We start from the raw sequence: 26723 nt of genomic DNA, 5'->3' as shown, positions 1-26723 counted from the left end.
TCAAAACGGCTCGTTGCCGCGCCGACGAAACCAGCCCGTCAGGGACAGGCGCTCGCGACTGGCAGGCAAGACTTCATGGGGCATTTCACCCGACAGGAACACCACCAGGCAACCGCCGATGGGATCCACATCGTATTCCACGGTATTTTTGAGGTACATGCGCAACTGGCCGCCATGTTCAGGCAACCAGGCGTCATTCAGGTAAAGCACCGCCGAGACCATCCGCCGGTCATCATCGCGAAAACGGTCGACATGCTTGAGGTAAAACGCCCCGGGCGGGTACATCGCGAAGTGACATTCGAACTCTTCCAGCCCGAGGAACAAGCCTCGGTTCATCGCCAGGCGCAGGTTATCCATCAATTCCAGATAGCGGTCGCATATCGCCGCCTGGCCGGGCTCCAGCCATTGGATATGGTCACCACGAATACCCTCGCGAATCTCCTGGGCCGGGCCGCGCCCGACCGCCGCCGGCGCCAATTCACCTTCGGCGGCACGTTTACGGCACTCAGCCGCCAGTTCCAGGGTCAGAGCCTCTGGCAGGAAGATGTTTTGCTGCGACCAGCCTTTCACGGCCAGGTCGTCGACGATGCTTAGCAGCACCGGGTGATCAGAGGGTATGGGCATGGCGCGCATAGTATCCATACGCCTGTGAATCCGACAGAGCCGCTGAGCGTCTAAATACACATTAGTCAGGTAACTGATAGGACTTCTCGACAAATCCTACGCCCGACACGGACAATAGTGGCCGACTGACAGGAGTCCTTATGCGTCGTTTGTTTTTATCCTTGCTGATGTGTTGCGTGTTGCCCGCCTGGGCAGACAGCTATGACCAGTTGTACACGGTCGCCGGCTGGCCAGAACAGCGTGCGCATTTCAATGACGCCTTGAATGCCGCCCAGCAGCGTTACCGCAACAGTCTGCCGCCGGCGGTGTACCAGGCGCTGGTGGATAACAGCAACCAACGCTTCGCGCCCCAGGCCATGGATCAGCGAGCCGAAGCGCAGCTGCGCAAGCACTTGGCGGACCCCAAGCCGGCACTGGATTTTTTCCAGTCGCCCCTGGGCCGCAAGATCGTCGCCGCAGAGTTATTGGCGACGCGCCGTGATCAACTGGCAAAAAATGCCCGTGGTCTGCCCCAGATCCAGGCCGATGCCACCCGCAGCCTGATCATCGGCCATCTGGCCCAAGCCCTGCCCGCCCGAGAAGCCGGTGCGGAGGTCAGCCTGGCGATTGCCGGCGTGGCGGCCGACAGCCTCAGCCAAATGATTCCCGGCCTGCTCGGCGGCGGCCAGGCGCAAAGTATGCTGAACGGCCAGCGTGAGCGGTTGATGCAGCAGATCGGCAATGATTTGAACAACACATTGTTGTACGTCTACCGGGACCTGTCTGACCCGGAGCTGGAAGAGTTCGCAACCTTCGCCGAATCGCCGGAAGGCAAGGCGTATTACCAAGCAGCGCTGGCAGCGATCCGCGCCGGCCTGGCGGTCGGCCAAAGCACCTCCAGCCTGGCCCCCTGACGCCCCTCCCCCTGTAGGAGCGAGCTTGCTCGCTCCTACAGGGGGAGGGTTATTTCAGGTGGTCGGTGAGGAACTTGAAGTATTGCTCGCGGATTTCAGGCAACTCATTTGCCAAGTGATGCCGCCCACGCGGCACCATCAGGATCTGCGGCTGATCAAACTTGCTCCGCAACACCTGCAAATTATGCCGCCAATCCACCGTCATATCCTCCTCGCCCTGCACGATCAGTGGCCGCCGCGCACTGCGCGGCGCGGCCTCGATGCGCTTGATCCAGCGCCCCAGCGCGCCCACCCAGGCGGTCGGCAGTTGCCGTGGCTGCAATGGATCGGCTTCCAGGAATGGCCGAAACGCCGGGTCGTTGCTGTTATCGCTGAAACGTCGGGCAATGCCTTTGACGAACGGCTTGAGCAGGTGATAACTGAGCTGTGACCAGCCCCAGGCTCGCGGGCGCACCAGCGGCGACAACAGGAATATCTGGCCTTGCGCCGGACTGCTCGCGCCATGATTGAGCAGATGGTCCACCACAATCGCTCCACCGGTGCTTTGTCCGAACAGGTGCCAGGGCTGGGGCAGCTGCAACGCGTCCGCCTGCTCGAACAGCCCTTGCACCACGGCTTGGTAGACCGCGAAATCATCGATGCTGGCACGCTCGCCACTGGACAGGCCATGCCCCGGCAAGTCACAGGCAATCACTACGAAACCCTGATCCAGGCCCCACTCCACCACGCTGCGGTACAGCCCCATGTGGTCGTAGAAACCGTGAAACAGAAACAGGCTCGCCACCGGTTGCGCGGGCCACCAGACCTGACTGACCACCTCAAAGCCGTCGATATCAAATCGTCCCAGGCGGCTGACCACCGGCTCCTTGCGTGTCGCCAGATCCAGGCCATAGAAACGTTGATAGACCCGGGCCTCGACCGAAAGCGCTTGCGCATCCACCAGGGGCCGCAAGCTTTCGCGCAGGTGATCGGGGTCAAAGGTCACGGGCATAAGAAGTTCCAGACTAAGGCTCAACGCACTGAACAGGTTTTATCGAGCTGCGATATTCATCTGTCAGGGCAAGCATGGCAAGCTACGCGACCGTCGAGGATCGATCCGAATGCGAAAACCCTACCGCACCGCCCTGTTGGCCAGCCTGCTCATCCTGCTCTGCGGCGCCGTGCTGTGGGCCGCGTATGACTGGTTCCAGGGTCGCTACCTGCGGGCTTTCAGCCAACACACCGCAGTGTTTTCCGGAGACATGCTCACACTGCCCGAGCCTCTTGCAGGTCCCGGCCCCATTCGCCTGGTGCATTTCTGGGACCCGGCCTGCCCGTGCAATGTCGGCAACCAGCAGCACCTCAGCGAATTGATTGAACAGTACGCGCCCCAAGGCGTGGAGTTCTATGCCCTGCAAAAAGCCGGCAGCCACGGCCAACTGCCCGCGACCCTCGGCGCAATGACCCTACTCAGCGCCTTGCCCGGCGCCGAGCAGGTCCCCGCCAGCCCGGCCGTCGGCATCTGGGATCGCAACGGCAAGCTGGCGTATTTCGGTCCTTACAGCGAGGGACTGACCTGTAATTCGAGCAACAGCTTTATCGAGCCGATCCTGCAAGCACTCAACAGCGGGCGCGAGGTGAACGCTATCCACACCCTGGCAGTTGGCTGCTATTGTTCGTGGCCTAAAGACCTGTAGCCCGTCGCCCTCTTTACTAAGGATTGTTCATGAAGCGCGTCTTGTCGGTTCTCGCCGCCCTGCTGGTATTGATCGCCCTTGGCGCCGGCTGGTACGTCTACAGCAAGCAACCGACCCGTCAGGGCACCGTGCAGTTGGCCAACCTGCAAGGCCCGGTCAGCGTGCGTTATGACGATCGCGGCGTGCCGCATATTCGTGCCGGGAACGAAGCCGATCTGTATCGCGCGCTGGGTTACGTGCACGCCCAGGACCGGTTGTTCCAGATGGAAATCATGCGCCGCCTGGCCCGGGGCGAACTGGCCGAAGTGCTGGGCGCCAAGTTGCTGGACACCGACAAGCTGTTTCGCAGCCTGCGCATCCGCGACCGCGCCACCACCTACGTGGCCCAGATGGATCGCCAATCACCGCACTGGAAGGCCTTGCAGGCGTATCTGGACGGAATCAATCAGTATCAGGACACCCACGCCCGCCCCATGGAGTTCGACGTGCTGGGCATCCCCAAGCGCCCGTTTACCGCCGAAGACTCCATCAGCATCGCCGGGTATCTGGCCTACAGCTTCGCTGCGGCCTTTCGTACAGAACCTCTGCTGACATACGTACGCGATCACCTGGGCAGCGACTACCTGAGCGTATTTGACCTCGAGTGGAAACCCAAGGGTGACCTCGGCCTCGGCGCCGGTGATTGGCAAGACCTCGGCGCCATCGCCCGCCTCAGCGAGCAGGCCCTGGCCGAGAATGGCCTGCCGCAATTCGAGGGCAGCAACGCCTGGGCCATCAGCGGCAATCGCACCAAGAGCGGCAAGCCTCTGCTGGCGGGCGATCCGCATATCCGCTTCGCGGTGCCTTCGGTGTGGTACGAGGCCCAGTTATCGACGCCTGACTTTGAACTCTACGGCTATCACAATGCCCTGGTGCCGGTGGCGTTCCTGGGACACAACCAGGCGTTCGGCTGGAGCCTGACCATGTTTCAAAACGACGATCTCGACCTGATCGCCGAAAAGCTCAATCCGGACAACCCCAACCAGGTCTGGTACCACGACCAGTGGGTCGATATGTCCAGCAGCGAACAACAGATTGCCGTCAAGGGCCAGGCGCCGGTGACGCTGACCCTGCGCCAGTCGCCCCACGGTCCGATTATCAATGACGTGCTCGGCGCCAGTTCCGGCAAAACGCCGATTGCCATGTGGTGGGCGTTCCTGGAGACCGAGAACCCGATCCTCGACGGTTTCTACCAGCTCAACCGCGCCGACACTCTGGTCAAGGCGCGAAAGGCCGTGACCAAGATCCACGCGCCGGGGCTCAACATTGTGTGGGCCAACGCCAAGGGCGACATCGGCTGGTGGGCGGCGGCTAAGTTGCCGGTCCGCGCAGCCGGGGCCAGCGCCGGTTTTATCCTCGATGGCAGTAAGCCTGAGGCCGACAAACCGGGCTTCTACCCGTTCAGCGCCAACCCGCAGGAAGAGAATCCGGCACGCGGCTACGTGGTTTCGGCCAACGCCCAGCCGGTGTCGCCCAGCGGCCTGCAGATCCCCGGCTATTACAACCTGGCCGACCGCGGCCAGCAGTTGAATACGCAATTGAGCGACAACCGCGTGAAATGGGATGTGGAAAACAGTCAGGCCTTGCAACTGGGCACCACCACCGCCTACGGGCCACGCTTGCTGGCTCCGCTGCTGCCGGTGCTGCGTGAGGTGGTCAAGGACCCGGCCGAATTGAAGCTGGTGGACCAACTGGCGGCCTGGAAAGGCGATTACCCGGTGACTTCCATCAGCGCGACGTTATTCAACCAGTTGCTGTTCGACCTTGCCGACGTTGCCATGCATGACGAACTGGGCGACGAGATGTTCAAGACCTTGCTCACCACGCGCGTGATCGACGCCGCCCTGCCACGCCTCGCGGCGGCGGCCGACTCGCCGTGGTGGGACAACCGCGCCACAGTGCCCAAGGAGAGCCGCGCCGATAGCGTCAGGCTCGCCTGGCAAGCCAGTCTGAAACACCTCAAGGCCACTTTCGGCGACGACCCGACGCAATGGCGGTGGGGCAAGGCGCATACCTTGACCCATGGACATCCGCTGGGCTCGCAGAAGCCCTTGAATCAGCTCCTCAATGTCGGGCCCTTCGCCGCTCCTGGCAGCCATGAAGTGCCGAACAACCTGTCCGCCGCCATCGGCCCGGCGCCGTGGCCAGTGACCTATGGTCCTTCCACCCGACGCTTGATCGACTTCGCCGACGCCGCCCACGCACTGACCATCAATCCGGTGGGACAAAGCGGCGTGCCGTTCGACAAGCACTACGCCGACCAGGCCGAGGCGTATATCGAGGGCGGGTATGAGCAGGCGCATTCCGATGAGGAGGAAGTGCTGGCCAATACCCGCAGTACGCTCAAGTTACTGCCAGCCAGAGCTCCCGAATAAACCCGGCGAAGGGGGAAACCTCTGCGGTAATGGGTTTGTTCTGTGGCGAGGGGGCTTGTCCCCCGTTGGGCTGCGCAGCAGCCCCAAAAAAGCCTACCACCCCCCTCTTCAGGTGCCTGGTTTTGGGGGCTGCTGCGCAGCCCAACGGGGGACGAGCCCCCTCGCCACAAGAGAGTTTGTCATCCTTCAGGGGTGTTAGACCGGCGCTGGGGCGCGGCCCGGCGGCTGAAGGGCGGGTATGAGCAGGCGCATTCCGATGAGGAGGAAGTGCTGGCCAATACCCGCAGTACGCTCAAGTTACTGCCAGCCAGAGCTCCCGAATAAACCCGCCGAAGGGGGAAACCTCTGCGGTAATGGGTTTGTTCTGTGGCGAGGGGGCTTGTCCCCCGTTGGGCTGCGCAGCAGCCCCAAAAAAGCCTACCAACCCCTCTTCAGGAGCCTGGTTTTGGGGGCTGCTGCGCAGCCCAACGGGGGACGAGCCCCCTCGCCACAAGAGAGTTTGTCATCCTTCAGGGGTGTTAGACCGGCGCTGGGGCGCGGCGCGCATCCGGTTGTTTCCAACCGTCCGCTGCCGCTTCTTCGATGGCCTGCTGGATCGCTTTCTTGCGACGCTCTTCGGCCCGGCGGCTGAAGAACCACACCAGGAAGGTCACCAGTGACACCGCCAACAGGATCAGGCTGGCCACGGCATTGATCTCGGGTTTTACCCCCAGGCGCACAGCCGAGAACACTTCCATCGGCAACGTGGTAGAACCCGGCCCCGATACGAAGCTGGCCAATACCAGGTCATCCAGGGACAGCGCGAAGGACATCATCCCGCCCGCCGCCAGCGACGGTGCAATCATCGGGATGGTGATCAGGAAGAACACCTTCCACGGCCGCGCGCCCAGATCCATCGCCGCTTCTTCAATCGACAGGTCCAGTTCACGCAAGCGCGCCGACACCACCACCGCCACATACGCCGCACAGAATGTGGTGTGGGCGATCCAGATGGTGAGGATGCCCCGTTCCTGGGGCCAGCCGATCATCTGCGCCATCGCCACGAACAGCAGCAACAACGACAGACCGGTGATCACTTCGGGCATCACCAGCGGTGCCGTCACCAGGCCGCCGAACAGCGTACGCCCCTTGAACTGGTTGATACGCGTCAGCACAAACGCCGCCAACGTACCCAGCGCCACCGCGGCCACCGCTGTGTAGCAGGCGATTTCCAGGGAACGGGCAACCGAACCCATCAATTGGGTGTTATCCAAAAGACCGACATACCACTTGATCGACCAGCCGCCCCACACCGTCACCAGCTTCGATTCGTTGAACGAATAGATCACCAGGATCAGCATCGGCAGGTAGATGAACAGCAGCCCTACGACCAGCATGAAGCTGGAGAAACTGAAGCGCTTCATACCTTGCCCTCCATCTCTTTGGCCTGGCTGCGGTTAAATAGGATGATCGGCACGATCAGGATCGCCAGCATCACCACCGCCAGGGCAGACGCCACCGGCCAGTCACGGTTGTTGAAGAATTCCTGCCACAACACTTTACCGATCATCAGCGTTTCCGGACCGCCCAGCAGTTCGGGGATCACGAACTCGCCCACTACCGGGATAAACACCAGCATGCAGCCGGCGATAATGCCGTTCTTGGACAGCGGCACGGTGATTTTCCAGAAACTGTTGAAGGTGCTCGAGCCCAGGTCGGATGCGGCCTCCAGCAAGCTCTGGTCATGTTTGACCAGGTTGGCGTACAGCGGCAGGATCATGAACGGCAGGTACGAATAGACCACACCGATATACACCGCGATGTTGGTGTTGAGGATCTGCAACGGCTCGTTGATCAACCCCATGGACATCAGGAAACCGTTGAGCAAACCGTTGTTGCTGAGGATGCCCATCCACGCATACACACGGATCAGGATCGCCGTCCAGGTCGGCATCATGATCAGCAGCACCAGCACGGTTTGCATTTCCTTGCGCGCGGTGGCGATGCCGTAGGCCATCGGGTAGCCGATCAGCAGGCACAGCAACGTGCTGAAAAATGCCATTTTCAGCGAGCCGAGGTACGCGGCGATGTACAGGTCATCGCCCGCCAGCAAACTGTAGTTGGCCAGGTTCAGCACCAATTGCAGCTTCTGCTCAACGTAGGTGTAGATCTCGGTGTAAGGCGGAATCGCCACGTCGGCTTCGGCAAAGCTGATCTTCAAAACAATGAAGAACGGCAGCGCGAAAAACAGAAACAGCCACAGGAACGGAATCCCGATGACCACCTGCTTGCCACTGGGGACTATGCGGTGCAGGCGCCGCTTGAATTTGCGCATGTTCATGAGCGCAGTACCACGCCGCTGTCGTCTTCCCACCACACGTAAACCTGGTCACCCCAGGTTGGCCGCTGGCCACGGCGCTCGGCGTTGGCGACGAAGGACTGCACCAGCTTGCCGCTCGGCAACTCCACGTAGAACACCGAGTGACCGCCGAGGTAGGCGATGTCGTGGACCTTGCCGCTGGACCAGTTGTGCTCGCAGGTCGGCATTTCGGAGGTGACCAGCAGCTTTTCCGGGCGGATCGCGTAAGTCACCGACTTGTCTTCCACCGAAGTGGCGATGCCGTGGCCTACGTAGATGTTGCGGTCCAGGTCAGCACACTCGAGCACCGCGTGACCTTCGGCGTCGTCCACCACCAGGGTTTCGAAGATGTTGACGTTGCCGATGAATTCGCACACCAGGCGGCTGGTCGGGGTTTCGTAGATATCGATCGGGCTGCCGATCTGGGCGATCCAGCCCAGGTGCATGATCGCGATGCGCTCGGCCATGGTCATGGCCTCTTCCTGATCGTGCGTCACCATCACGCAGGTCACGCCGACGCGCTCGATGATCTCCACCAGCTCCAGCTGCATCTGCGAACGCAGCTTCTTGTCCAGGGCGCCCATGGGCTCATCGAGCAGCAGCAGTTTCGGGCGCTTGGCCAGGGAACGTGCCAGCGCCACCCGCTGGCGCTGGCCGCCAGACAACTGGTGCGGTTTGCGCTTGGCGAACTGACTCATCTGTACCAGCTTGAGCATCTCGGCCACGCGCGCTTCGACTTCCGCCTTGGGGATCTTGTCCTGCTGCAGGCCGAACGCGATGTTCTGCGCCACGGTCATGTGCGGGAACAGTGCGTAGGACTGGAACATCATGTTGATCGGACGCTCGTACGGCGGCATGTCGGTGATGTCGACACCGTCGAGGAAAATCCGCCCTTCAGTCGGGCGCTCGAAACCTGCGAGCATACGCAGCAAGGTGGACTTGCCCGAACCCGAACCGCCGAGCAAGGCGAAGATCTCGCCTTTCTTGATCTCCAGGGACACATCGTCCACGGCAATCGTCTCGTCGAACTTCTTCGTGACCCGGTCGATTTTGACCAACACCTTTTTCGGTGTCTGGTCGCCCTCGAGGGCTTTCTTATAGGCGCCGGAGGCAACTGCCATTTACGAAACTCCCAAAACAAAAGAGTGCAGTTCGCCCCAGGCGGGCGAACTCTGGATAGTGTGAGCCTTACTTGCCCGTCTTGACCTTGGTCCAGCTACGGGTCATCAAGCGTTGCACTTTCGGCGGTAACTCGCTGTTGACGAAAGTCCGCTCGAGCACCGCCTGCGGTGGGTAAACCGCTGCGTCGGTGCGTATCGATTGATCCATCAGTTTGTCCGCCCCCGGGTTAGGGTTGGCATAACCGACGTAATCGCTGACCTGGGCGATCACCTCAGGTTGCAGCAAATAGTTGATGAACGCGTGCGCTTGCTTGACGTTGGTGGAGTCCTTGGGGATCGCCAGCACGTCAAACCAGAGGTTGCCGCCTTCCTTGGGAATTACGTAGGCGATATTCACGCCCTTGCCCGCTTCGGCCGCGCGGGCCTTGGCCTGGAACACATCACCGGAGAAACCCGCCGCCACGCAGATATTGCCGTTGGCCAGGTCCGAGATGTATTTGGAAGAATGGAAGTAGGTGACATAAGGACGTACTTCCAGCAGTTTTTCAGCGGCCTTTTTATAATCGGCCGGGTCTGTGCTGTTAGGGTCCAGGCCCATGTAATTGAGGACTGCCGGCAGCATTTCATCGGCAGAGTCCATGAAGGACACACCGCAACTGGCCAGCTTCTTCATGTTCTCCGGCTCGAACAGCACCGCCCAGGAATCGATCTTGTCGACACCCAGCACTTCCTTGACCTTATCGACGTTGTAGCCAATGCCGTTGGTGCCCCACAGATAAGGCACCGCGTACTGGTTGCCCGGATCGTTCTTTTCCAGGCGCTTGAGCAGCGCCGGGTCGAGGTTGGCGTAGTTGCTCAACTGCGCCTTGTCGATTTTCTGGAACGCCCCGGCCTTGATCTGCTTGCCCAGGAAGTGGTTGGACGGCACCACCACGTCATAACCGGTGCGGCCGGCCAGCAGCTTGCCTTCCAGGGTTTCGTTGGAATCAAACACATCGTAGACGGGCTTGATGCCGGTGGCTTTTTCAAACTCGGCCAGGGTATCGGGACCGATATAGTCCGACCAGTTATAAACATGCACGGTTGAAGCGGCCTGCACGCTGACTGCCAACGTGAGCCCCGCCCCTGCCAGCAAGGCTTTGCGAAATAAGGAAATTGGCACGTGGAGGTCCTCTCAATTAGTTGGGCCTAAGTTGTTGCCCGAATTGCAGGGTCGGTTCACCGCCCGACAACAAAACCGGCGCGCAACTTACCTTCGATAAACCGATCCGGCAAAACTTTCTGTCATTTAATTCGTTGTAGCCGACTTGGGTGGGAGCGGGCTTGCTCGCGAAGGCGGTGTATCAGTAGATACACATGCTGTCTGACACGCCGCCTTCGCGAGCAAGCCCGCTCCCACACAAGCTCGCTCCTACAGGTTTTTGCTTATTTACCCGATTTGATCTTGGTCCAGCTGCGCGTCAGCGTGCGCAGGGTAGCGGTCGGCAGATCGCTGATGGCGTACAGCTTGGCTTTCACTTCATCCGACGGATAGATGCTCGGATCACCCGAGATATCTTTGTTCACCAGCGGCGTGGCCGCCTTGTTGCCGTTCGGGAAACGCACGCTGTTGGTGATTTCAGCCATGACTTCAGGCTGCAACAGGTAGTTCATGAACTGATAGGCCGCATCGAGGTTCTCGGCATCTTTGGGAATCGCGACCATGTCGTAGAAGCTGCCTGCACCTTCCTTGGGAATGGCGTAGGAGACTTTGACTTTGCCGCCGGCTTCGGCAGCGCGGGACTTGGATTGCTCCAGGTCGCCCGAGTAACCCACGGCGACGCAGATGTTGCCGTTGGCCAGGTCAGAGATGTACTTGGAGGAATGGAAGTAACCCACCGAAGGACGAATCTTGAGGAACAACGCTTCGGCCTCAGCCAGTTGTTTCTTGTCGGTGGTGTCGGTCGGGTAGCCCAGGTAATGCAAGGCAGCGGGAATCATTTCGGTCGGTGAGTCGAGGAAACTCACGCCACAGCTTTTGAGTTTGGCGATGTTCTCGGGCTTGAACAGCACATCCCACGAGTCGATCTTGTCGACGCCCAGCGCAGCCTTGACCTTGTCCGGGTTGTAGCCGATGCCGATGGTGCCCCACATGTAGGGAAACGCGTGCTTGTTGCCTTTGTCGCTGGCGTCGCCAACGGCCTTGAGCAGATCGGTATCCAGGTTCTTCCAGTTCGGCAGCCTGGACTTGTCCAGCTCCTGATAAACACCGGCCTTGATCTGCTTGGCGAGGAAGTTGTTCGACGGAACCACGATGTCATAACCGGACTTGCCGGCCAGCAACTTGGCTTCCAGGGTTTCGTTGCTGTCGAAAACGTCGTACACCACCTTGATGCCGGACTCTTTTTCAAACTTGGCGACGGTGTCCGGTGCAATGTAATCGGACCAGTTATAGACGTGCAGCACTTTGTCAGCGGCCTGGGCCGTGCCTGCCATTACGCCCATCATGGACAGGGCCAGGAGGGTCTTGCCTGCGTTCTTCAAACCTAATGCCTTCATATTGGTCATGCTCCAGTTATTCTTTTTTGGGCCACAGCGTTCTAACGCGTTGCAGTGTTCTGGTGGCCCCGAAGGGCAGCAAAACAAGACGACAGTCTGGCAAGTTCCTGGGCCGGCTTTCAACCAAGACGCTCGATTTATCAATACGTATTCATAACGGCCCAGACGCAGGGTCCGAAGGCCGCTGCGTCATGAGCCTAGCACTTAGCCCTGCAATGCCGCCAAGGTCAGGTCCAGGCATTGGCGAGCCTTGCTCACCAGTTCGTCAATCTCGGCCTTGCTGATCACCAGTGGCGGCGAAATGATCATGGTGTCGCCCACCGCGCGCATGATCAGGCCATTCTCGAAGCAGAAGGTACGGCAGATCATGCCCACGCCCTTGCCTTCATAACGCTTGCGCGTCGCCTTGTCCTGAACCAGCTCGATGGCACCCAACATGCCGACACCGCGCACTTCGCCCACCAACGGATGATCCGCCAGCTCACGTAGACGCTTCTGCAAATACGGTGCCGTTTCTTGGTGAACGCGACTGACAATTTTCTCATCCCGCATGATGCGGATGTTTTCCAGGGCGACCGCTGCAGCCACCGGGTGACCGGAATAGGTGAAACCGTGGTTGAAGTCACCGCCTTCGTTGAGCACCTCGACCACTTCGTCGCGCACGATCAGGCCACCCATCGGGATGTAGCCCGAGGTCAGGCCCTTGGCGATGGTCATCATGTGCGGCTTGAGGTCGTAGAAATCGCTGCCGAACCATTCGCCGGTACGACCGAAGCCGCAGATCACTTCATCGGCGACGAACAGGATGTCGTACTTGGCGAGGATGTCCTTGATGCGCGGCCAGTAGCTGGCGGGCGGCACGATCACGCCACCGGCGCCCTGGATCGGCTCGGCTATAAAGGCTCCGACGTTGTCCACGCCCACTTCCAGAATCTTTTCTTCCAGTTGGTTCGCGGCCCAGATGCCGAACTCTTCGGGGCTCATGTCGCCGCCTTCGCCGTACCAATAAGGCTGGGCGATGTGGACGATGCCCGGGATCGGCAAGTCGCCCTGCTCATGCATGTACGTCATGCCGCCCAGGCTGGCGCCGGCCACGGTGGAGCCGTGATAGCCATTCTTGCGGCTGATGATGGTTTTCTTGTTGGGCTGGCCCTTGATCGCCCAGTAGTGGCGGACCATGCGCAACATGGTGTCGTTGCCTTCGGAGCCGGAGCCGGTGAAGAACACGTGGTTCATGCCGGCGGGGGCGATATCGGCGATGGCCTTGGCCAGTTCCAGGACCGGCGGGTGAGCGGTCTGGAAAAACAGGTTGTAGTAAGGCAGCTCTTTCATTTGTCTGGCGGCGGCGTCAGCCAGTTCATCGCGACCGTAACCGATCGCTACGCACCACAGGCCGGCCATGCCGTCGAGAATCTTGTTGCCTTCGCTGTCCCACAGGTAGACGCCCTTGGCGTTGGTGATGATGCGCGGGCCTTTCTCTTTCAACTGTTTGAAGTCGCTGAACGGCGCCAAGTGATGATCGTTGCTCAGGGCTTGCCATTCACGGGTTTGCGGGTTGTTGCTGGACATACCAATCTCCAAAAATAGCAGGTGAAGGTGCGGCGTATTACGGCCGCACCCGGCGCATCAGACGGCGAAGAGCAGGAATTCCCGCTCCCACGAACTGATCACGCGCTTGAAGTTTTCATGCTCGGCCCGCTTGACCGCGACGTAGCCCGTGATGAACTTTTGACCCAGGTATTTCTCGATGGTCTTGCTGTTTTCCATGCGCTCCAGCGCGTCTTCGATGGTCAACGGCAGGCGCAGGTTGCGACGCTCGTAACCCCGACCAACAACCGGCGCGCTCGGGCTGATGCCTTCGACCATACCGATATAGCCGCACAGCAAGCTGGCGGCGATGGCCAGGTACGGGTTGGCATCGGCGCCCGGCAGACGGTTTTCCACCCGGCGATTCTGGGGGCCGGCATCCGGTACTCGCAGGCCGACGGTGCGGTTTTCCTCACCCCACTCCACGTTCACTGGCGCCGAGGTGTCCGGCAGGAAGCGGCGGAACGAGTTGACGTTAGGGGCGAACAACGGCAACAGCTCGGGAATGAGTTTCTGCAGGCCACCAATGTGATGCAGGAACAGTTCGCTCTTGGTTCCGTCTTCATTGGAGAACACGTTCTTGCCAGTGGCGATGTCGATGATGCTCTGGTGCAGGTGCATGGCGCTGCCAGGCTCACCGGTCATCGGCTTGGCCATGAAGGTGGCGGCCACATCGTGCTTGAGCGCCGCTTCGCGCATGGTGCGCTTGAACACCAGGATCTGGTCGGCCAGGGACAGGGCATCGCCGTGACGGAAGTTGATTTCCATCTGCGCCGTGCCGTCCTCGTGGATCAGCGTGTCGAGATCCAGCTCTTGCAGCTCGCACCAGTCGTAGACATCTTCGAACAACGGGTCGAATTCATTGGCGGCTTCTATGGAGAAGGATTGGCGACCGGTTTCCGGACGCCCGGAGCGGCCGATCGGCGGTTGCAGCGGGAAGTCCGGGTCCTCGCAGCGTTTGGTCAGGTAGAACTCCATCTCCGGCGCCACGATGGGCTGCCAGCCTTTGTCGGTATAGAGTTTGAGGACTTTCTTGAGCACGTTGCGCGGCGACAACTCAATCGGGTTGCCTTGCTTGTCGTAGGTATCGTGGATCACCTGGGCAGTGGGCTCGATGGCCCAGGGCACGAGGTATACCGCGTTCTGGTCGGGGCGGCAGATCATGTCGATGTCGGCCGGGTCGAGCAGTTCGTAATAGATGTCGTCTTCGACATAGTCGCCGGTCACGGTCTGCAACAGCACGCTCTCGGGCAGGCGCATGCCTTTTTCGGCGATGAACTTGTTGGTCGGCGAGATCTTGCCCCGGGTGATACCGGTGAGGTCGCCAATCATGCATTCGACTTCTGTGATCTTATGGTCTTTCAACCAATCGGTGAGCTGGTCGAGGTTGTTACTCATAAATGCCTCTGGGCTGGGTTTCCTGACATCCATTAAAGGCCAGGCGTTGGTTGACGCAGCATCCGCGTCGCTTTGTCGATCAGGGTAAGAGCTTACCTGCCATTTGCGCTGACATTGCACTCCTCAAGCAAAAGCCGTGCAGAATCACGAGCGACACCCCGAAGGGGAGCGGCCCGATGCGCAGACTTGGATTGCAGGCGAGAAGGTAAGCCGATAACGGAGGTGACCGCCAGGCCGTCAAAAATAATGGCCGGTCCGAACACGTCCGCCTGGGACCGCATAATCAATGGCAAGTCCCTGGCAGCGCTGGTCACTGCACGGACGTATGAGTCGCCACTGATGTGATAAGCATGCAGACCGACCTGTTTGGGCCAGGCGGTGACGCCGATTGACGGCAGGCGATACATGAAGCACCCCGGTATTATTGCTGTTATGGGTTTGAATCGAGCTTAGCCTTGTTCATTTTTTTACACAACACCCCCGTAAAAAATACAACACGGCCCGCTCAACCTCGCAGGTCCCAAGCCCCTCAAGCAGCTAAAAACGCCCCAAACCGCCTCAAAAATGCCCTTGAGGCGCTTTTTTAGGGCAAAAAAGGCCTCGCTTGACTTCGGCAAGCCGTTCGGGTTGACTGAAACCAGAGAAGATCAATGATTGATATTTTTAACAACAAAGGTGTTGCATCATGTCGGTACCCCCGCGTGCCGTTCAGCTTAACGAAGCGAACGCGTTCCTTAAGGATCATCCTGAGGTTCTGTACGTAGACCTTCTAATTGCGGATATGAATGGTGTGGTGCGCGGCAAGCGCATCGAACGCACCAGCCTCCACAAGGTTTACGAGAAGGGCATTAACTTGCCTGCCTCTTTATTTGCCCTGGATATCAATGGCTCGACGGTGGAAAGCACTGGCCTGGGTCTGGATATCGGTGATGCTGACCGAATCTGTTATCCAATCCCTGACACCCTGTGCAATGAGCCCTGGCAAAAGCGTCCTACCGCGCAACTGCTGATGACCATGCACGAACTTGAAGGTGAACCTTTCTTCGCCGATCCGCGCGAAGTGCTCCGGCAAGTCGTGACCAAGTTCGACGAGCTCGGCCTGACCATCTGCGCAGCCTTCGAGCTTGAGTTCTACCTGATCGACCAGGAGAACGTGAACGGCCGGCCCCAGCCGCCTCGCTCGCCGATCTCCGGCAAACGCCCGCACTCGACCCAGGTCTACCTGATCGACGACCTCGACGAATACGTCGACTGCCTCCAGGACATTCTGGAAGGTGCAAAAGAGCAAGGCATTCCGGCCGACGCCATCGTCAAGGAAAGCGCCCCGGCCCAGTTCGAAGTGAACCTGCACCACGTCGCCGACCCGATCAAGGCCTGCGATTACGCGGTATTGCTCAAGCGCTTGATCAAGAACATCGCCTACGACCATGAGATGGACACCACCTTCATGGCCAAGCCTTACCCGGGCCAGGCGGGCAATGGTCTGCACGTACATATTTCGATCCTGGACAAGGACGGCAAGAACATCTTTGCCAGCGAGGATCCCGAGCAGAACGCCGCATTGCGTCACGCGATCGGCGGTGTGCTGGAGACCCTACCCGCCCAAATGGCGTTCCTGTGCCCCAACGTCAACTCCTACCGTCGTTTCGGCGCACAGTTCTACGTACCGAATTCACCGTGCTGGGGCCTGGACAACCGTACCGTGGCGATCCGCGTACCCACCGGCTCCGCCGATGCGGTGCGGATCGAACACCGTGTGGCCGGCGCCGATGCCAACCCGTACTTGCTGATGGCTTCGGTCCTGGCGGGCGTGCACCACGGCCTGACCAACAAGATCGAGCCGAATGCACCGGTCGAAGGCAACAGCTACGAGCAGAACGAACAAAGCCTGCCGAACAACCTGCGCGACGCATTGCGCGAGTTGGACGACAGCGAGGTGATGGCCAAGTACATCGATCCGAAATACATCGATATCTTTGTCGCCTGCAAGGAAAGTGAGCTGGAAGAGTTCGAACACTCCATCTCCGACCTCGAGTACAACTGGTACCTGCATACCGTGTAAGCGCTTGCTCCTGCTAAAAGGAACGCCGCTGACTTGAGTCGGCGGCGTTTTTTTATGGGTTTATTTCGGGAGACCGCGTTGGCCTCATCGGGAGCAAGCCCCCTCCCACACTTGGTCGAGTACCAGCAGTCAAATGTGGGAGGGGGCTTGCTCCCGATGAGGCCCTGGCAGACAACACAGATTCCTGCTCATACAATGCGCGTTGCCTTGTAGGAGACTTCAATGACCACCCGCCCCGCCACCCCGCGCAAGCCCCGCGCCCGCAGCCAGGCCAGGATCGACGCGATCCTCGACGCCGCTCGCACATTGCTGGCCGCCGAAGGCGTGGGCAGTCTGTCGATCTACAGCGTGGCCGAACGGGCGCAGATTCCACCCTCATCGGTGTATCACTTCTTCGCCAGCGTGCCGGCCCTGCTGGAAGCATTGACCGCCGACGTTCACGCGGCTTTTCGCGCAGCCCTGCAAGCACCCATCGATCACGACAAGCTTCACCACTGGCGCGATCTGTCTCGCGTGGTCGAGTTGCGCATGCTGACGATCTACAGCAAAGACGCTGCCGCTCGCCAGTTGATCCTCGCCCAGCATGGCCTGACCGAAGTGACCCAGGCTGACCGCCAGCATGATCTGGAGTTGGGGGACTTGATGCTGGCCGTGTTCAACCGGCACTTCGAGGTGCCGAGCTTGCCCGCGGATGTTGACGTATTCGCCCTGGCGCTGGAATTGAGCGACCGCGTGTATGCGCGCTCGGTGCATCAGCACGGGCAGATCACGCCGCGTATGGCCGAGGAAGGGATGCGGGTGTTCGATGCGTATGTGGGACTCTATCTGCCGGCGTTTTTGCCTAAGCGAGCAACTGCGCACTGAGTAATGTGTTGCCTGGGCCGGCCTCATCGCGAGCAAGCCCGCTCCCACATTTTTGAATGGGTTCACAAATCAAAATGTGGGAGCGGGCTTGCTCGCGAAAGTGGCCTGGAGCCGATCACAGCTTCGCGATCGAAACCTCCGTGGACTTAACAAACGCAATCACCTCACTGCCGATCACCAATTCCAGCTCTTTGACCGAGCGGGTGGTGATCACCGACGTGACGATACCGGACGCGGTCTGCACATCGATTTCCGACAACACTTCGCCCTCGACGATTTCCTTGATGGTGCCTTTGAACTGGTTACGCACGTTGATCGCTTTAATAGTCATAAGATTTCTCCTTGGGTCGAAATGAGCTGCAAGTTGCTAGCTACAAGCTGCAAGTAAAAACATCCTGCTTTCTCTTACTGCTTATAGCTCGAAGCTTGCAGCAGCCTTACTGCGCCCAACGCAATTGCGCAGGCAGTGGTGAAACAGGTTCAGGTTCAGGCGGGACGCCGGGCAGCGACAGCACTCGGTTGAGTACTTCGGCTTCCAGCATCGCGAGGCGGTGGGAACCCCGGGCCCTGGGGCGTGGCAGATCGACCTGCAGGTCGAGACCGATTTCGCCGTCTTCGATCAGGATCACCCGGTCGGCAATGGCCACGGCTTCGCTGACGTCGTGGGTCACCAGCAGCACGGTGAAGCCGTGCCGCTGCCAGAGATTTTCAATCAGTTGCTGCATCTCAATCCGGGTCAGGGCGTCCAGCGCACCCAGGGGCTCGTCCAGCAATAACAAGCGCGGCCGGTGAATCAGCGCACGCGCCAGGGCAACCCGCTGCTTTTGCCCACCGGACAAGGCCGCTGGCCATTCATCGGCGCGCTCGGCCAGGCCGACCGCCGCCAACGCGTCCAGCGCCTGGGGACGCCAATTGCCCTTGAGCCCCAGGCCGACGTTGTCGATGATCTTTTTCCATGGCAGCAAGCGCGCTTCCTGGAACATCAGCCGCGTGTCTTCAATAGACGCGTGCAGGCTCGCGGAGCCGGCCAGCAACTCGCCGCTGCTGGCCTGATCCAGGCCGGCCAGCAGGCGCAGCAAGGTGCTTTTGCCACAGCCACTGCGACCGACCACCGCCACGAACTGGCCTGCCGCAATGTGCAGATCAATGCCCTTGAGCACTTCCCGGGGGCCGAACGACTTGCGCAACTGACGCACAGCCAGCGGGATGCCTCGCAACAGGCGCGGAGGTTGTTGAGCAGTCATGCCACACCTCCTTGAGTGACTTGATAAGCCGGATGCCAGCGCAACCAGACCCGCTCCAGGCCACGCGCCGCCAGGTCCGCGAGCTTGCCAAGAACGGCGTACAACACAATCGCCAGCACCACGACATCGGTTTGCAGGAACTCGCGGGCATTCATTGCCAGATAACCGATACCGGAGCTGGCGGAGATGGTTTCCGCCACGATCAGCGTCAACCACATGAAGCCCAGGGCAAACCGCACGCCCACCAGGATCGAGGGCAAGGCACCCGGCAAGATCACTTGGCGAAACAGGCTGAACCCGGACAACCCGTAGCTGCGGGCCATTTCCACCAAGGCCGGGTCGACGTTACGGATGCCGTGATAAGTGTTGAGGTAAATCGGGAACAGCGTACCGAGCGCGACCAGGAACACCTTCGCGGTTTCATCGATGCCGAACCACAGGATCACCAATGGAATCAGCGCCAGGTGCGGCACATTGCGGATCATCTGCACCGAGCTGTCCAGCAAGCGCTCGCCCCATTTCGACAGACCGGTGATAAACCCCAGCGCCAGGCCGATACCGCCGCCGATCACAAAACCCAGCCCAGCGCGCCAGCCGCTGATGGCCAGGTGGGTCCAGATTTCGCCGCTGCGTACCAGCGTGATCGCAGCCTCGATCACCGCGTCCGGCGCTGGCAGAATCCGCGTCGACAACCAGCCCGCCGACACCGACAACTGCCATACCGCCAACAGCAGCAACGGCAGCGCCCACGGCGCCAATCGATGAAAAAAACCTTGAATACTCATCTCGACCTCAGCTCTGTGACGCCGCTTTGGGCAGGATGTCGTTGGCCACCATCTCGCCAAACGGGCTGACATAACCGGCGCTTTTCGGCAGTTCGGGGCGCTCGATATCCAAGTGCGGGAACAGCAGTTCCGCCACCCGGTATGACTCTTCCAAATGCGGATAACCGGAGAAGATGAAGGTATCGATGCCCAGCGCTGCATACTCCTTGACTCGCGCCGCGACCGTCGAGCCATCCCCCACCAGGGCGGTGCCTGCCCCGCCGCGTACCAGGCCAACGCCGGCCCACAGGTTCGGGCTGACTTCCAGATTGTCGCGACTGCCCCCGTGCAAGGCCGCCATTCGCTGCTGGCCTACCGAATCAAAACGCGCCAATGACGCCTGGGCACGAGCGATGGTGTCGTCGTCCAGATGGGCGATCAGTTTGTCGGCAGCTTTCCAGGCCTCCTCGTTGGTTTCCCGTACGATCACATGCAGGCGAATACCGAAGCGCACCGTGCGCCCCAACTGGGCGGCCTTGTGCCGGACCTGTTCGATCTTCTCTGCCACCGCGGCCGGCGGCTCGCCCCATGTGAGGAACATGTCCACCTGTTCGGCCGCCAGGTCCTGGGCCGCTTGCGAAGAACCGCCGAAGTACAGCGGCGGACGCGGTTGCTGGATCGGTGGATAAAGCAATTTGGCGCCTTTGACACGGATGTGTCGGCCGTCGTAATCCACGGTTTCGCCTTCCAGCACCCGACGCCAGATGCGGGTGAATTCCACTGACGCCTGATACCGCTCTTCATGGCTGAGGAACAAGCCGTCACCGGCCAGCTCCTCCGGATCACCACCGGTCACCAGATTGAACAGCGCCCGCCCACCCGAGAGTCGATCCAGGGTCGCCGCCTGACGCGCAGCCACCGTTGGCGAAATAATCCCGGGACGCAGGGCAACGAGAAATTTCAGGCGCTGGGTCACCGGAATCAGCGACGCTGCCACCAGCCACGAGTCTTCGCAAGAACGTCCGGTGGGAATCAATACGCCGCCAAAACCCAAGCGGTCCGCTGCCTGGGCGACTTGCTGCAAATAACCGTGATCGACGGCGCGCGCGCCTTCGGTGGTGCCAAGGTAATGGCCATCCCCATGGGTAGGCAGGAACCAGAAAATATTGAGGCTCATGGAGTTGTCTCCTGAAAAAGGCGGATTACGGCGCTTTGGCAACGGACGCAGGTGGCGTCCAGATCACGTCCTTGATGCTCAAGGGCTTGGGGATCAATTTGAGTTGGTAAAAGCTGTCGGCGATTTTCTGCTGCGCCGCGATCACTTCCGGGGTCAGGAACAACGCACCGAAGCCCTGGCGCTGCATCGAAGTCAGGGTGACATCGACCGGCAGGCCAAGCAGCGGGGCAACCTGGGCGGTTACCTCTTGCGGGTTGGCCTTGGCCCAATCGCCGACGGCGCGCACTTCTTCCACCAGCGCCTTGATCACCTCCGGGTGTTTTTTGGCGTAAGGCCGGGTGGCCAGGTAGAACTGATGATTATCGGCGATGCCGCTGCCGTCACGCAGGGTGCGGGCCTGCAGCTGCTGCTCGGCGGCGGCCTGGTACGGGTCCCAGATAACCCAGGCGTCGACACTGCCACGCTCGAACGCGGCGCGGGCATCGGCGGGCGGCAGGAATACAGTCTGTACGTCGGTGTATTTCAGGCCGGCATCCTCCAGGGCGCGCACCAGCAGGTAATGCACGTTGGAGCCTTTGTTGAGGACGACTTTCTTGCCCTTGAGGCCCTGCACAGAGGTGATCGGCGACGCCTTGGGTACCAGGATTGCCTCGCTGGTGGGCGCAGGCGGTTCATAGGCGACGTAGAGCAGATCAGCGCCAGCGGCCTGGGCGAAGACCGGGGGCGTTTCGCCGGTCACACCAAAGTCGATCGAGCCGACATTCAATCCTTCCAGCAACTGCGGACCGCCAGGAAACTCGGTCCATTGCACTTGAACGCCCTGCTCGGCCAGGCGCTTTTCCAACGTGCCTTTTACCTTGAGCAGCACCAGCGTGCCGTATTTCTGATAGCCGATACGCAGGGTCTCGGCCGCTTGTGCTTGAACAATGACGCCAAAGGACACAGCCGCGGCAAACAGCGCGACCAGTCCCCGACGCAAGATGACAGTGCGCATGGCGCTCTCCAAATAGCGATAAGGGTCCTGGCTGCACCTGCTTGGCCGTTGGCGGCTGAGTAAGGTGAGGGTTACGAAATCAGGGTACGGCTCAAATGCTCCAGCGAGCACTCAACAAACGTTCATTCAACACGTGCGGATCAAGCGGTTTCGGGCGACGGGCCAGCGCGCTGTAGAACTGCTCCAGGGCCTCGCTCAAGCGCTGTTCGAGCACCGGCGCCAGTTGCGCCTGTTGACTGCCTTCGCCATAAGCGATCTGGCTGTCTTCGGCGAAAATCCCATGAAGCAACTCCTGGGCTTTCAAGGCCGACAGCACCGGCTTCAACGCGTAGTCCACCGCCAGCATGTGCGCAATGCTGCCGCCCGTGGCCATGGGCAACACAACCTTGTGCGCCAGCGCACGCTCGGGCAGCAGGTCGAGAATGCTTTTCAACGCGCCGGAAAACGACGCCTTGTATACCGGCGTCGCAATCAGCAAGCCATCGGCGTTGGCCACTTGCTGCAACAGGTCGAGGACTGTCGGGCTGTCGAAACGTGCGTGCAGCAAGTCCTCGGCCGGGAAGTCCCGTACCCGATAACTCACCACTTCGACACCTTGTTGCTGCAACCAGCGTCGGGAATGATCCAGCAGCACCCCGGAGCGGGAGCGTTGGCTGGGACTGCCACCAAGTGTTACAACCAGCATGTAGGAAATTCCTTGAGCACGTGTCAGCGGTTCGCGACGTGGCGCGCTTTAACGATTGGGTTGAGGGGTAAGCCGCAGATAAGGTTTCACCGCCCGATAGCCCTTGGGAAAACGCTGTTTGATGTCCTCCTCGTCCTTGAGCGACGGCACGATCACCACTTCATCACCGTCCTGCCAGTTGGCCGGGGTCGCGACTTTGTAGTGGTCGGTCAGTTGCAGCGAATCAATGACCCGCAGAATTTCGTGGAAGTTACGGCCCGTGCTGGCCGGGTAGGTAATGGTCAGGCGAATTTTTTTGTGCGGATCGATCACGAACAGCGAGCGCACGGTGAGCGTGTCACTGGCGTTCGGGTGGATCAGGTCATACAGGTCGGAGACCTTGCGGTCGGCATCGGCCAGAATCGGGAAGTTGACGACGGTGCCTTGGGTTTCGTTGATGTCTTCGACCCACTTGTGATGGGAGTCCACCGGGTCCACGGACAAGGCGATGGCCTTGACGCTGCGCCGGGCAAATTCGTCCTTGAGCTTGGCGGTGAAACCCAGCTCAGTGGTGCAGACCGGCGTGAAGTCCGCCGGATGGGAAAACAGTACGCCCCAGCTATCACCCAGCCACTGGTGAAAACGAATCTTGCCGGCGCTGGATTCCTGTTCGAAGTCGGGGGCGATATCACCCAGTCTGAGGCTCATGATTTGGCTCCTGATGAAGTGCTTATGGAGCCTACTGTGCCTGCGACAAAAACAAATTAAAAAGAATAAATATCGATTTATTTAGATCAAAAAGAAATATAAAAATCCACCCCAAAAAAACCCCGCGATAACGCGTAATACCGTTCAGTTAAGAAAGTCGCGTGCCGAACACCGCCTGTGGCGAGGGGGCTTGTCCCCCGTTGGGCTGCGCAGCAGCCCTGAAACCTGCCCCCCGGTTTGACTGGACGATGGGGCAGGCTTTTGGGGCTGCTACGCAGCCCAACGGGGGACAAGCCCCCTCGCCACACAAGCGGTATCAGGCGCTTCACTTGCTAACTGAACGGCATTACGCGATAAGGCGAGGTTTTTTTATCAACCGGACTTACAGGAAGCTGTAGGTGTAGTTGAAGATCAGGCGAGTCTGATCCTGGTCGTTGATACCGGTGCCGCTGCCACGGTAGACACCGTGACGCAACGTGGTACCAAAGCCTTTAAGTGCGCCTTCTTGAATGGTGTAGTCAATGCGCATATCACGCTCCCACTCGGACTGGTCGCTGCCACCGTTCTTGGCTTTGATGTTGTCGCCATGCAGGTAGGCAATCGAGGTTTTCAAGCCTGGAACGCCCAATGCCGCGAAGTCATAGGAGTACTGGCCGAACGTGGTGTTTTCACCCGCACGCACGAAGGAGTTGATCATGCTATCGGTGAACAGGTAGAAGCTCGCGCCACCGGCACCTTCGTTACGACCATTGCCGTCGACAACGCTGCCTTGGTTCAACCAGACGAAACCGCCATCATCGTTGACGCGCTGGTGACCCAACAGGAACGCACTGCCACCCAAGGTGTAAGTGAACATGGCGCTCCAGGTCTTGTTATTGACCTCGCCAGCGTCTTTCGCGTAACCGCCGTTGTTGTTGAACTGATAGCCAGCCTGACCATTCTTGCCGTCGGAGCTGCTGTCAAAGTAGCGCACGTCGGTCTTGAACGATTGACCTTCGGCGATCGGATAGACGTGAACCAGGCCCAGGAAGTGTTGCTTATAGAAGTCTTCCAGGTTGGCGTAGTAGTACTGCAGCGTCAGGTCTTTGGTGACTTTCCAGTCAGCGCCGCCAAACCGGAACTTGTTGCTTTCCTGGCTCGCGCCGTTGACCGACAGGCCAGTGCTGTTGCTCGAGGCACGGCCAGTGGCATGCTCGAGTTGACCGGCGTTGAAGGTCACATTGTCGATTTCCTTGGAGGTGACCGTGCCGCCTTCAAAGGTTTGTGGCAACAGACGACCGTCGCTCGCGACCAGGATCGGCAGGTTCGGTGCCAGGGCGCCACCCAGATGCGCTTCGGTCTTGGAGAAGCGGGCCTTCACGTTGGCACTCGCGCTGCTCCAGTTGCTCACAGCCGAACCATCGGTATCGCTTGGAACGAAGGTGTTGCTGTCCGGGTGATGACCACGACCACCGTCCAGGTGAATACCGACGAGTGCTTGAGCATCAATACCAAAGCCAACGGTGCCTTGGGTGAAACCCGACTGGTAATTGAACTTCAGGCCCGTGGCCGTTTCGCGCTGATCAGCCCCGCCGTTTTCACGCTGATCATTGTTGAAGTACAAGGTCCGGGAACTCACCGATGCCTTGCTGTCTTCGATAAAGCCTGCTGCCCCAGCCTGCTGAGCCAACGCAGCTACCGCAATAGCTAACGCCAATGTGGACTTCTTCATGTACCGCTCCTCTCGTTTCTAATTTTTGTAGTTCTTTGGTCTCGGGTCTGACGCCCTCGATCCACAGATGCGCGATTAGCGCCAGATCGTGACTGACAAGTCAATCGTAAGCATGTGTGTCTACGACCTTCGTCTAATCACCGTTTATTGGGTCCTTGCAGGGTAATAAGACTTCCATACTTCCGAAAAGAATAATTTCGTTCTTTTTCATTCATTTCAGGAATAAGTCACGCCATGAGACGATGGTCCCGCAATGGGGTATCGCGCCATACGCTGATTTCTGAAGGGTAATTTTTGGCCGTTTTTCAGATCGCTTCGCGTGAATGCACCGCTGCATACGTCACTCACGATCGAAAACGCGACGCCATCATGGCCAAACGCGCATCCTCTCGTCAATTTGTTACAGTTTTTGTATCGCTCACGTTTTTTTAAATGTACGTGTTGCCGGACTATTCGGCGCGGGTCGCGGAGAGGTTGTGCAGGCGAGTAAAAGCACACCGGCGGCAGGGAAAGCGGGGCTCGCCCCTGCCGTGGGTGGGTGTTTTACAAGGCTTTTTCGAAGATTTTCGAATTGCGCTGGAAGTTGTACAACGACGCCCTGGCGGACGGCAGACGATCCACGCTGCTGGGCACAAAGCCCCGCTCGCGGAACCAGTGGGCAGTGCGCGTCGTCAGCACGAATAGCGTCTTCAAGCCTTGGGCGCGAGCACGGGTCTCGATACGTTCGAGCAGCTCATCACCACGCCCGCCGTGTCGATACTCCGGGTTGACCGCCAGGCAGGCCAACTCGCCAGCGTCCGATTCGGCGATCTGATACAACGCGGCACAGGCGATAATCATGCCTTCGCGTTCCACCACACTGAACTGCTCGATTTCGCGTTCCAGCACTTCCCGGGAGCGGCGCACCAGAATGCCCTGTTCTTCCAGCGGACTGATCAAGTCCAGCAAGCCACCGACGTCTTCAATCGCCGCCTCGCGTACCAATTCGAATTGTTCCTGGGCCACCAGGGTGCCACCGCCGTCCCGGGTAAACAGCTCGGTGAGCAGAGCCCCGTCCTCGACATAACTGACGATATGGCTGCGGCCCACGCCACCCCGGCACGCCTGGGCCGCGGCATCCAGCAATTCGGCCTGATAGTTGCTGCCAAGGCGCTGCAAATGCGCGGGTACCTGCTGCGGGCGCAATTCACGCACCAACCGACCATTTTCGTCGATCAGGCCCAGATCGGCGCCAAACAACAGCAGCTTGTCGGCCCCCAGATCAATCGCCGCACGGGTCGCGACATCCTCGCAGGCCAGGTTGAAAATCTCCCCGGTCGGCGAGTAGCCCAAGGGAGACAACAACACGATGGAACGCTCGTCCAGCAGGCGATTGATGCCCTTGCGGTCGACCCGGCGCACTTCGCCGGTGTGGTGATAGTCGATGCCGTCCAGCACGCCGATAGGCCGCGCGGTCACCAGATTGCCACTGGCGACCCGCAGGCGTGAGCCCTGCATCGGCGATGACGCCATGTCCATCGACAGGCGCGCTTCGATGGCTATGCGCAGATGGCCCACCGCGTCGATCACGCACTCCAGGGTCGCGGCATCGGTGATGCGCATTCCTTCGTGGTAATGCGGGGTCAGGCCGCGCGCCGCGAGGCGGGTTTCGATTTGCGGGCGCGAACCGTGGACCAGCACCAGCCGCACGCCGAGGCTGTGGAGCAGCACCAGGTCGTGGACAATATTGCCGAAGTTCGGATGGTCCACGCCGTCACCCGGCAGCATGACCACAAAGGTGCAGTCGCGGTGGGCATTGATGTAAGGGGAAGCGTGACGAAGCCAATTGACGTATTCGGGCATAAAACCTGGGCCTGTAATAAAAAGCAGCCAAAAAAGGATGAATCGCTAAACGCACAGCGGGCTGATGGTTATCGTCGGAACAGGCTTGGCGACACGCTCGCTCT

The 26723-nt window shown here is 59.8% G+C and carries 24 protein-coding genes; 5 read left to right on the top strand and 19 right to left on the bottom strand.

Annotated features, from left to right (window positions below; all coding sequences use genetic code 11):
* A complete protein-coding gene (locus AC6CIA_RS20130; RefSeq protein WP_339528209.1) occupies positions 1-633 on the bottom strand; it encodes a 2OG-Fe(II) oxygenase in 633 nt (210 codons plus the stop codon).
* Positions 634-764: 131 nt separating this feature from the next.
* Here AC6CIA_RS20130 and AC6CIA_RS20125 point away from each other — a divergent pair, with 131 nt between their 5' ends.
* Positions 765-1517, top strand: a complete 753-nt coding sequence (locus AC6CIA_RS20125) for a DUF2059 domain-containing protein (RefSeq protein WP_498314520.1) — start codon at positions 765-767, stop codon at positions 1515-1517.
* Positions 1518-1566: 49 nt separating this feature from the next.
* Here the strand turns inward: AC6CIA_RS20125 and bipL are convergent, their stop codons facing one another.
* The gene (bipL, locus tag AC6CIA_RS20120) at positions 1567-2508 is read right to left on the bottom strand and encodes a phospholipase BipL (protein WP_498314518.1); all 942 of its coding nucleotides are present in this window, start codon (positions 2506-2508) and stop codon (positions 1567-1569) included.
* 109 nt (positions 2509-2617) lie between these two features.
* Here bipL and AC6CIA_RS20115 point away from each other — a divergent pair, with 109 nt between their 5' ends.
* The gene (locus tag AC6CIA_RS20115) at positions 2618-3193 is read left to right on the top strand and encodes a DUF6436 domain-containing protein (RefSeq protein WP_498314517.1); all 576 of its coding nucleotides are present in this window, start codon (positions 2618-2620) and stop codon (positions 3191-3193) included.
* Between the two features lie 29 nt (positions 3194-3222).
* Positions 3223-5607, top strand: a complete 2385-nt coding sequence (locus tag AC6CIA_RS20110) for a penicillin acylase family protein (RefSeq protein ID WP_498314515.1) — start codon at positions 3223-3225, stop codon at positions 5605-5607.
* A gap of 518 nt (positions 5608-6125) precedes the next feature.
* Here the strand turns inward: AC6CIA_RS20110 and AC6CIA_RS20105 are convergent.
* The 8 genes from AC6CIA_RS20105 to AC6CIA_RS20070 form a co-directional block, all read right to left on the bottom strand.
* The gene (locus AC6CIA_RS20105; RefSeq protein WP_339527889.1) at positions 6126-7010 is read right to left on the bottom strand and encodes an ABC transporter permease subunit; all 885 of its coding nucleotides are present in this window, start codon (positions 7008-7010) and stop codon (positions 6126-6128) included.
* On the bottom strand, positions 7007-7927 hold the full coding sequence (locus AC6CIA_RS20100) for an ABC transporter permease subunit (protein WP_084378633.1): 921 nt from the start codon (positions 7925-7927) through the stop codon (positions 7007-7009). Before AC6CIA_RS20100 ends, AC6CIA_RS20105 begins: the two co-directional genes overlap by 4 nt.
* Complete coding sequence (locus tag AC6CIA_RS20095) at positions 7924-9066, bottom strand: ABC transporter ATP-binding protein (protein WP_339527886.1); 1143 nt, start codon at positions 9064-9066, stop codon at positions 7924-7926. The genes AC6CIA_RS20100 and AC6CIA_RS20095 overlap by 4 nt, the downstream gene beginning before the upstream one ends.
* A 67-nt stretch (positions 9067-9133) precedes the next feature.
* A complete protein-coding gene (locus AC6CIA_RS20090) occupies positions 9134-10228 on the bottom strand; it encodes a polyamine ABC transporter substrate-binding protein (protein ID WP_498314512.1) in 1095 nt (364 codons plus the stop codon).
* A 263-nt stretch (positions 10229-10491) separates the two neighbouring features.
* Entirely contained in the window at positions 10492-11589 is a 1098-nt protein-coding gene (locus AC6CIA_RS20085; RefSeq protein ID WP_498314546.1) for a polyamine ABC transporter substrate-binding protein, read from the bottom strand.
* A 219-nt stretch (positions 11590-11808) separates the two neighbouring features.
* On the bottom strand, positions 11809-13173 hold the full coding sequence (locus tag AC6CIA_RS20080) for an aspartate aminotransferase family protein (protein ID WP_498314510.1): 1365 nt from the start codon (positions 13171-13173) through the stop codon (positions 11809-11811).
* Positions 13174-13230: 57 nt separating this feature from the next.
* On the bottom strand, positions 13231-14589 hold the full coding sequence (locus AC6CIA_RS20075) for a glutamine synthetase family protein (RefSeq protein ID WP_498314508.1): 1359 nt from the start codon (positions 14587-14589) through the stop codon (positions 13231-13233).
* Positions 14590-14681: 92 nt separating this feature from the next.
* Positions 14682-14996 carry a hypothetical protein gene (locus AC6CIA_RS20070; protein ID WP_498314506.1) on the bottom strand — a complete coding sequence of 105 codons (315 nt, stop codon included), beginning with the start codon at positions 14994-14996 and terminating at the stop codon, positions 14682-14684.
* A 278-nt stretch (positions 14997-15274) separates the two neighbouring features.
* On the opposite strand from AC6CIA_RS20070, the gene AC6CIA_RS20065 reads away from it, so the two are divergent.
* Both AC6CIA_RS20065 and AC6CIA_RS20060 read left to right on the top strand, forming a co-directional pair.
* Positions 15275-16651 (top strand): glutamine synthetase family protein, encoded by a 1377-nt coding sequence (locus AC6CIA_RS20065; protein ID WP_339527878.1) that lies wholly within the window; start codon positions 15275-15277, stop codon positions 16649-16651.
* A 222-nt stretch (positions 16652-16873) separates the two neighbouring features.
* Entirely contained in the window at positions 16874-17515 is a 642-nt protein-coding gene (locus AC6CIA_RS20060) for a TetR/AcrR family transcriptional regulator (protein WP_498314504.1), read from the top strand.
* Between the two features lie 115 nt (positions 17516-17630).
* On the opposite strand, the gene AC6CIA_RS20055 is transcribed toward AC6CIA_RS20060, so the two are convergent.
* From AC6CIA_RS20055 to argA, 9 genes are all read right to left on the bottom strand, one after another.
* The gene (locus tag AC6CIA_RS20055; protein ID WP_498314502.1) at positions 17631-17846 is read right to left on the bottom strand and encodes a TOBE domain-containing protein; all 216 of its coding nucleotides are present in this window, start codon (positions 17844-17846) and stop codon (positions 17631-17633) included.
* 106 nt (positions 17847-17952) lie between these two features.
* Complete coding sequence (gene ssuB / locus AC6CIA_RS20050; RefSeq protein ID WP_498314501.1) at positions 17953-18759, bottom strand: aliphatic sulfonates ABC transporter ATP-binding protein; 807 nt, start codon at positions 18757-18759, stop codon at positions 17953-17955.
* On the bottom strand, positions 18756-19544 hold the full coding sequence (ssuC, locus tag AC6CIA_RS20045; RefSeq protein ID WP_498314499.1) for an aliphatic sulfonate ABC transporter permease SsuC: 789 nt from the start codon (positions 19542-19544) through the stop codon (positions 18756-18758). The genes ssuB and ssuC overlap by 4 nt, the downstream gene beginning before the upstream one ends.
* A gap of 7 nt (positions 19545-19551) precedes the next feature.
* Positions 19552-20700 carry an FMNH2-dependent alkanesulfonate monooxygenase gene (ssuD, locus tag AC6CIA_RS20040; protein WP_498314497.1) on the bottom strand — a complete coding sequence of 383 codons (1149 nt, stop codon included), beginning with the start codon at positions 20698-20700 and terminating at the stop codon, positions 19552-19554.
* A 25-nt stretch (positions 20701-20725) separates the two neighbouring features.
* Entirely contained in the window at positions 20726-21694 is a 969-nt protein-coding gene (locus AC6CIA_RS20035) for a sulfonate ABC transporter substrate-binding protein (RefSeq protein ID WP_498314495.1), read from the bottom strand.
* Positions 21695-21785: 91 nt separating this feature from the next.
* Positions 21786-22379 carry an NADPH-dependent FMN reductase gene (gene ssuE / locus AC6CIA_RS20030; RefSeq protein WP_498314493.1) on the bottom strand — a complete coding sequence of 198 codons (594 nt, stop codon included), beginning with the start codon at positions 22377-22379 and terminating at the stop codon, positions 21786-21788.
* Between the two features lie 48 nt (positions 22380-22427).
* The gene (locus tag AC6CIA_RS20025) at positions 22428-23066 is read right to left on the bottom strand and encodes a peroxiredoxin (protein WP_498314491.1); all 639 of its coding nucleotides are present in this window, start codon (positions 23064-23066) and stop codon (positions 22428-22430) included.
* Positions 23067-23448: 382 nt separating this feature from the next.
* Complete coding sequence (locus AC6CIA_RS20020; RefSeq protein ID WP_498314489.1) at positions 23449-24777, bottom strand: OprD family porin; 1329 nt, start codon at positions 24775-24777, stop codon at positions 23449-23451.
* A 543-nt stretch (positions 24778-25320) separates the two neighbouring features.
* A complete protein-coding gene (gene argA / locus AC6CIA_RS20015) occupies positions 25321-26619 on the bottom strand; it encodes an amino-acid N-acetyltransferase (protein ID WP_339527860.1) in 1299 nt (432 codons plus the stop codon).
* Between the last annotated feature and the right edge of the window lie 104 nt (positions 26620-26723).

Source organism: Pseudomonas sp. GQ91 (genome assembly GCF_059758795.1).
The sequence above is the reverse complement of the archived record's forward strand: the minus strand, read 5'-3'. Positions and strand labels throughout refer to the sequence as shown.

Bases quoted from the DNA above. Each gene is read 5' to 3' on its own strand.
- AC6CIA_RS20025 (WP_498314491.1), bottom strand. From the start codon at position 23,066: ATGAGCCTCAGACTGGGTGATATCGCCCCCGACTTCGAACAGGAATCC.
- AC6CIA_RS20095 (WP_339527886.1), bottom strand. From the start codon at position 9,066: ATGGCAGTTGCCTCCGGCGCCTATAAGAAAGCCCTCGAGGGCGACCAG.
- ssuB (WP_498314501.1), bottom strand. From the start codon at position 18,759: ATGACTGCTCAACAACCTCCGCGCCTGTTGCGAGGCATCCCGCTGGCT.
- AC6CIA_RS20070 (WP_498314506.1), bottom strand. From the start codon at position 14,996: ATGTATCGCCTGCCGTCAATCGGCGTCACCGCCTGGCCCAAACAGGTC.
- argA (WP_339527860.1), bottom strand. From the start codon at position 26,619: ATGCCCGAATACGTCAATTGGCTTCGTCACGCTTCCCCTTACATCAAT.
- ssuE (WP_498314493.1), bottom strand. From the start codon at position 22,379: ATGCTGGTTGTAACACTTGGTGGCAGTCCCAGCCAACGCTCCCGCTCC.
- AC6CIA_RS20110 (WP_498314515.1), top strand. From the start codon at position 3,223: ATGAAGCGCGTCTTGTCGGTTCTCGCCGCCCTGCTGGTATTGATCGCC.
- AC6CIA_RS20065 (WP_339527878.1), top strand. From the start codon at position 15,275: ATGTCGGTACCCCCGCGTGCCGTTCAGCTTAACGAAGCGAACGCGTTC.
- AC6CIA_RS20125 (WP_498314520.1), top strand. From the start codon at position 765: ATGCGTCGTTTGTTTTTATCCTTGCTGATGTGTTGCGTGTTGCCCGCC.
- ssuC (WP_498314499.1), bottom strand. From the start codon at position 19,544: ATGAGTATTCAAGGTTTTTTTCATCGATTGGCGCCGTGGGCGCTGCCG.
- AC6CIA_RS20100 (WP_084378633.1), bottom strand. From the start codon at position 7,927: ATGAACATGCGCAAATTCAAGCGGCGCCTGCACCGCATAGTCCCCAGT.
- AC6CIA_RS20060 (WP_498314504.1), top strand. From the start codon at position 16,874: ATGACCACCCGCCCCGCCACCCCGCGCAAGCCCCGCGCCCGCAGCCAG.
- AC6CIA_RS20055 (WP_498314502.1), bottom strand. From the start codon at position 17,846: ATGACTATTAAAGCGATCAACGTGCGTAACCAGTTCAAAGGCACCATC.
- AC6CIA_RS20115 (WP_498314517.1), top strand. From the start codon at position 2,618: ATGCGAAAACCCTACCGCACCGCCCTGTTGGCCAGCCTGCTCATCCTG.
- AC6CIA_RS20130 (WP_339528209.1), bottom strand. From the start codon at position 633: ATGCGCGCCATGCCCATACCCTCTGATCACCCGGTGCTGCTAAGCATC.
- bipL (WP_498314518.1), bottom strand. From the start codon at position 2,508: ATGCCCGTGACCTTTGACCCCGATCACCTGCGCGAAAGCTTGCGGCCC.
- ssuD (WP_498314497.1), bottom strand. From the start codon at position 20,700: ATGAGCCTCAATATTTTCTGGTTCCTGCCTACCCATGGGGATGGCCAT.
- AC6CIA_RS20105 (WP_339527889.1), bottom strand. From the start codon at position 7,010: ATGAAGCGCTTCAGTTTCTCCAGCTTCATGCTGGTCGTAGGGCTGCTG.
- AC6CIA_RS20075 (WP_498314508.1), bottom strand. From the start codon at position 14,589: ATGAGTAACAACCTCGACCAGCTCACCGATTGGTTGAAAGACCATAAG.
- AC6CIA_RS20035 (WP_498314495.1), bottom strand. From the start codon at position 21,694: ATGCGCACTGTCATCTTGCGTCGGGGACTGGTCGCGCTGTTTGCCGCG.
- AC6CIA_RS20080 (WP_498314510.1), bottom strand. From the start codon at position 13,173: ATGTCCAGCAACAACCCGCAAACCCGTGAATGGCAAGCCCTGAGCAAC.
- AC6CIA_RS20020 (WP_498314489.1), bottom strand. From the start codon at position 24,777: ATGAAGAAGTCCACATTGGCGTTAGCTATTGCGGTAGCTGCGTTGGCT.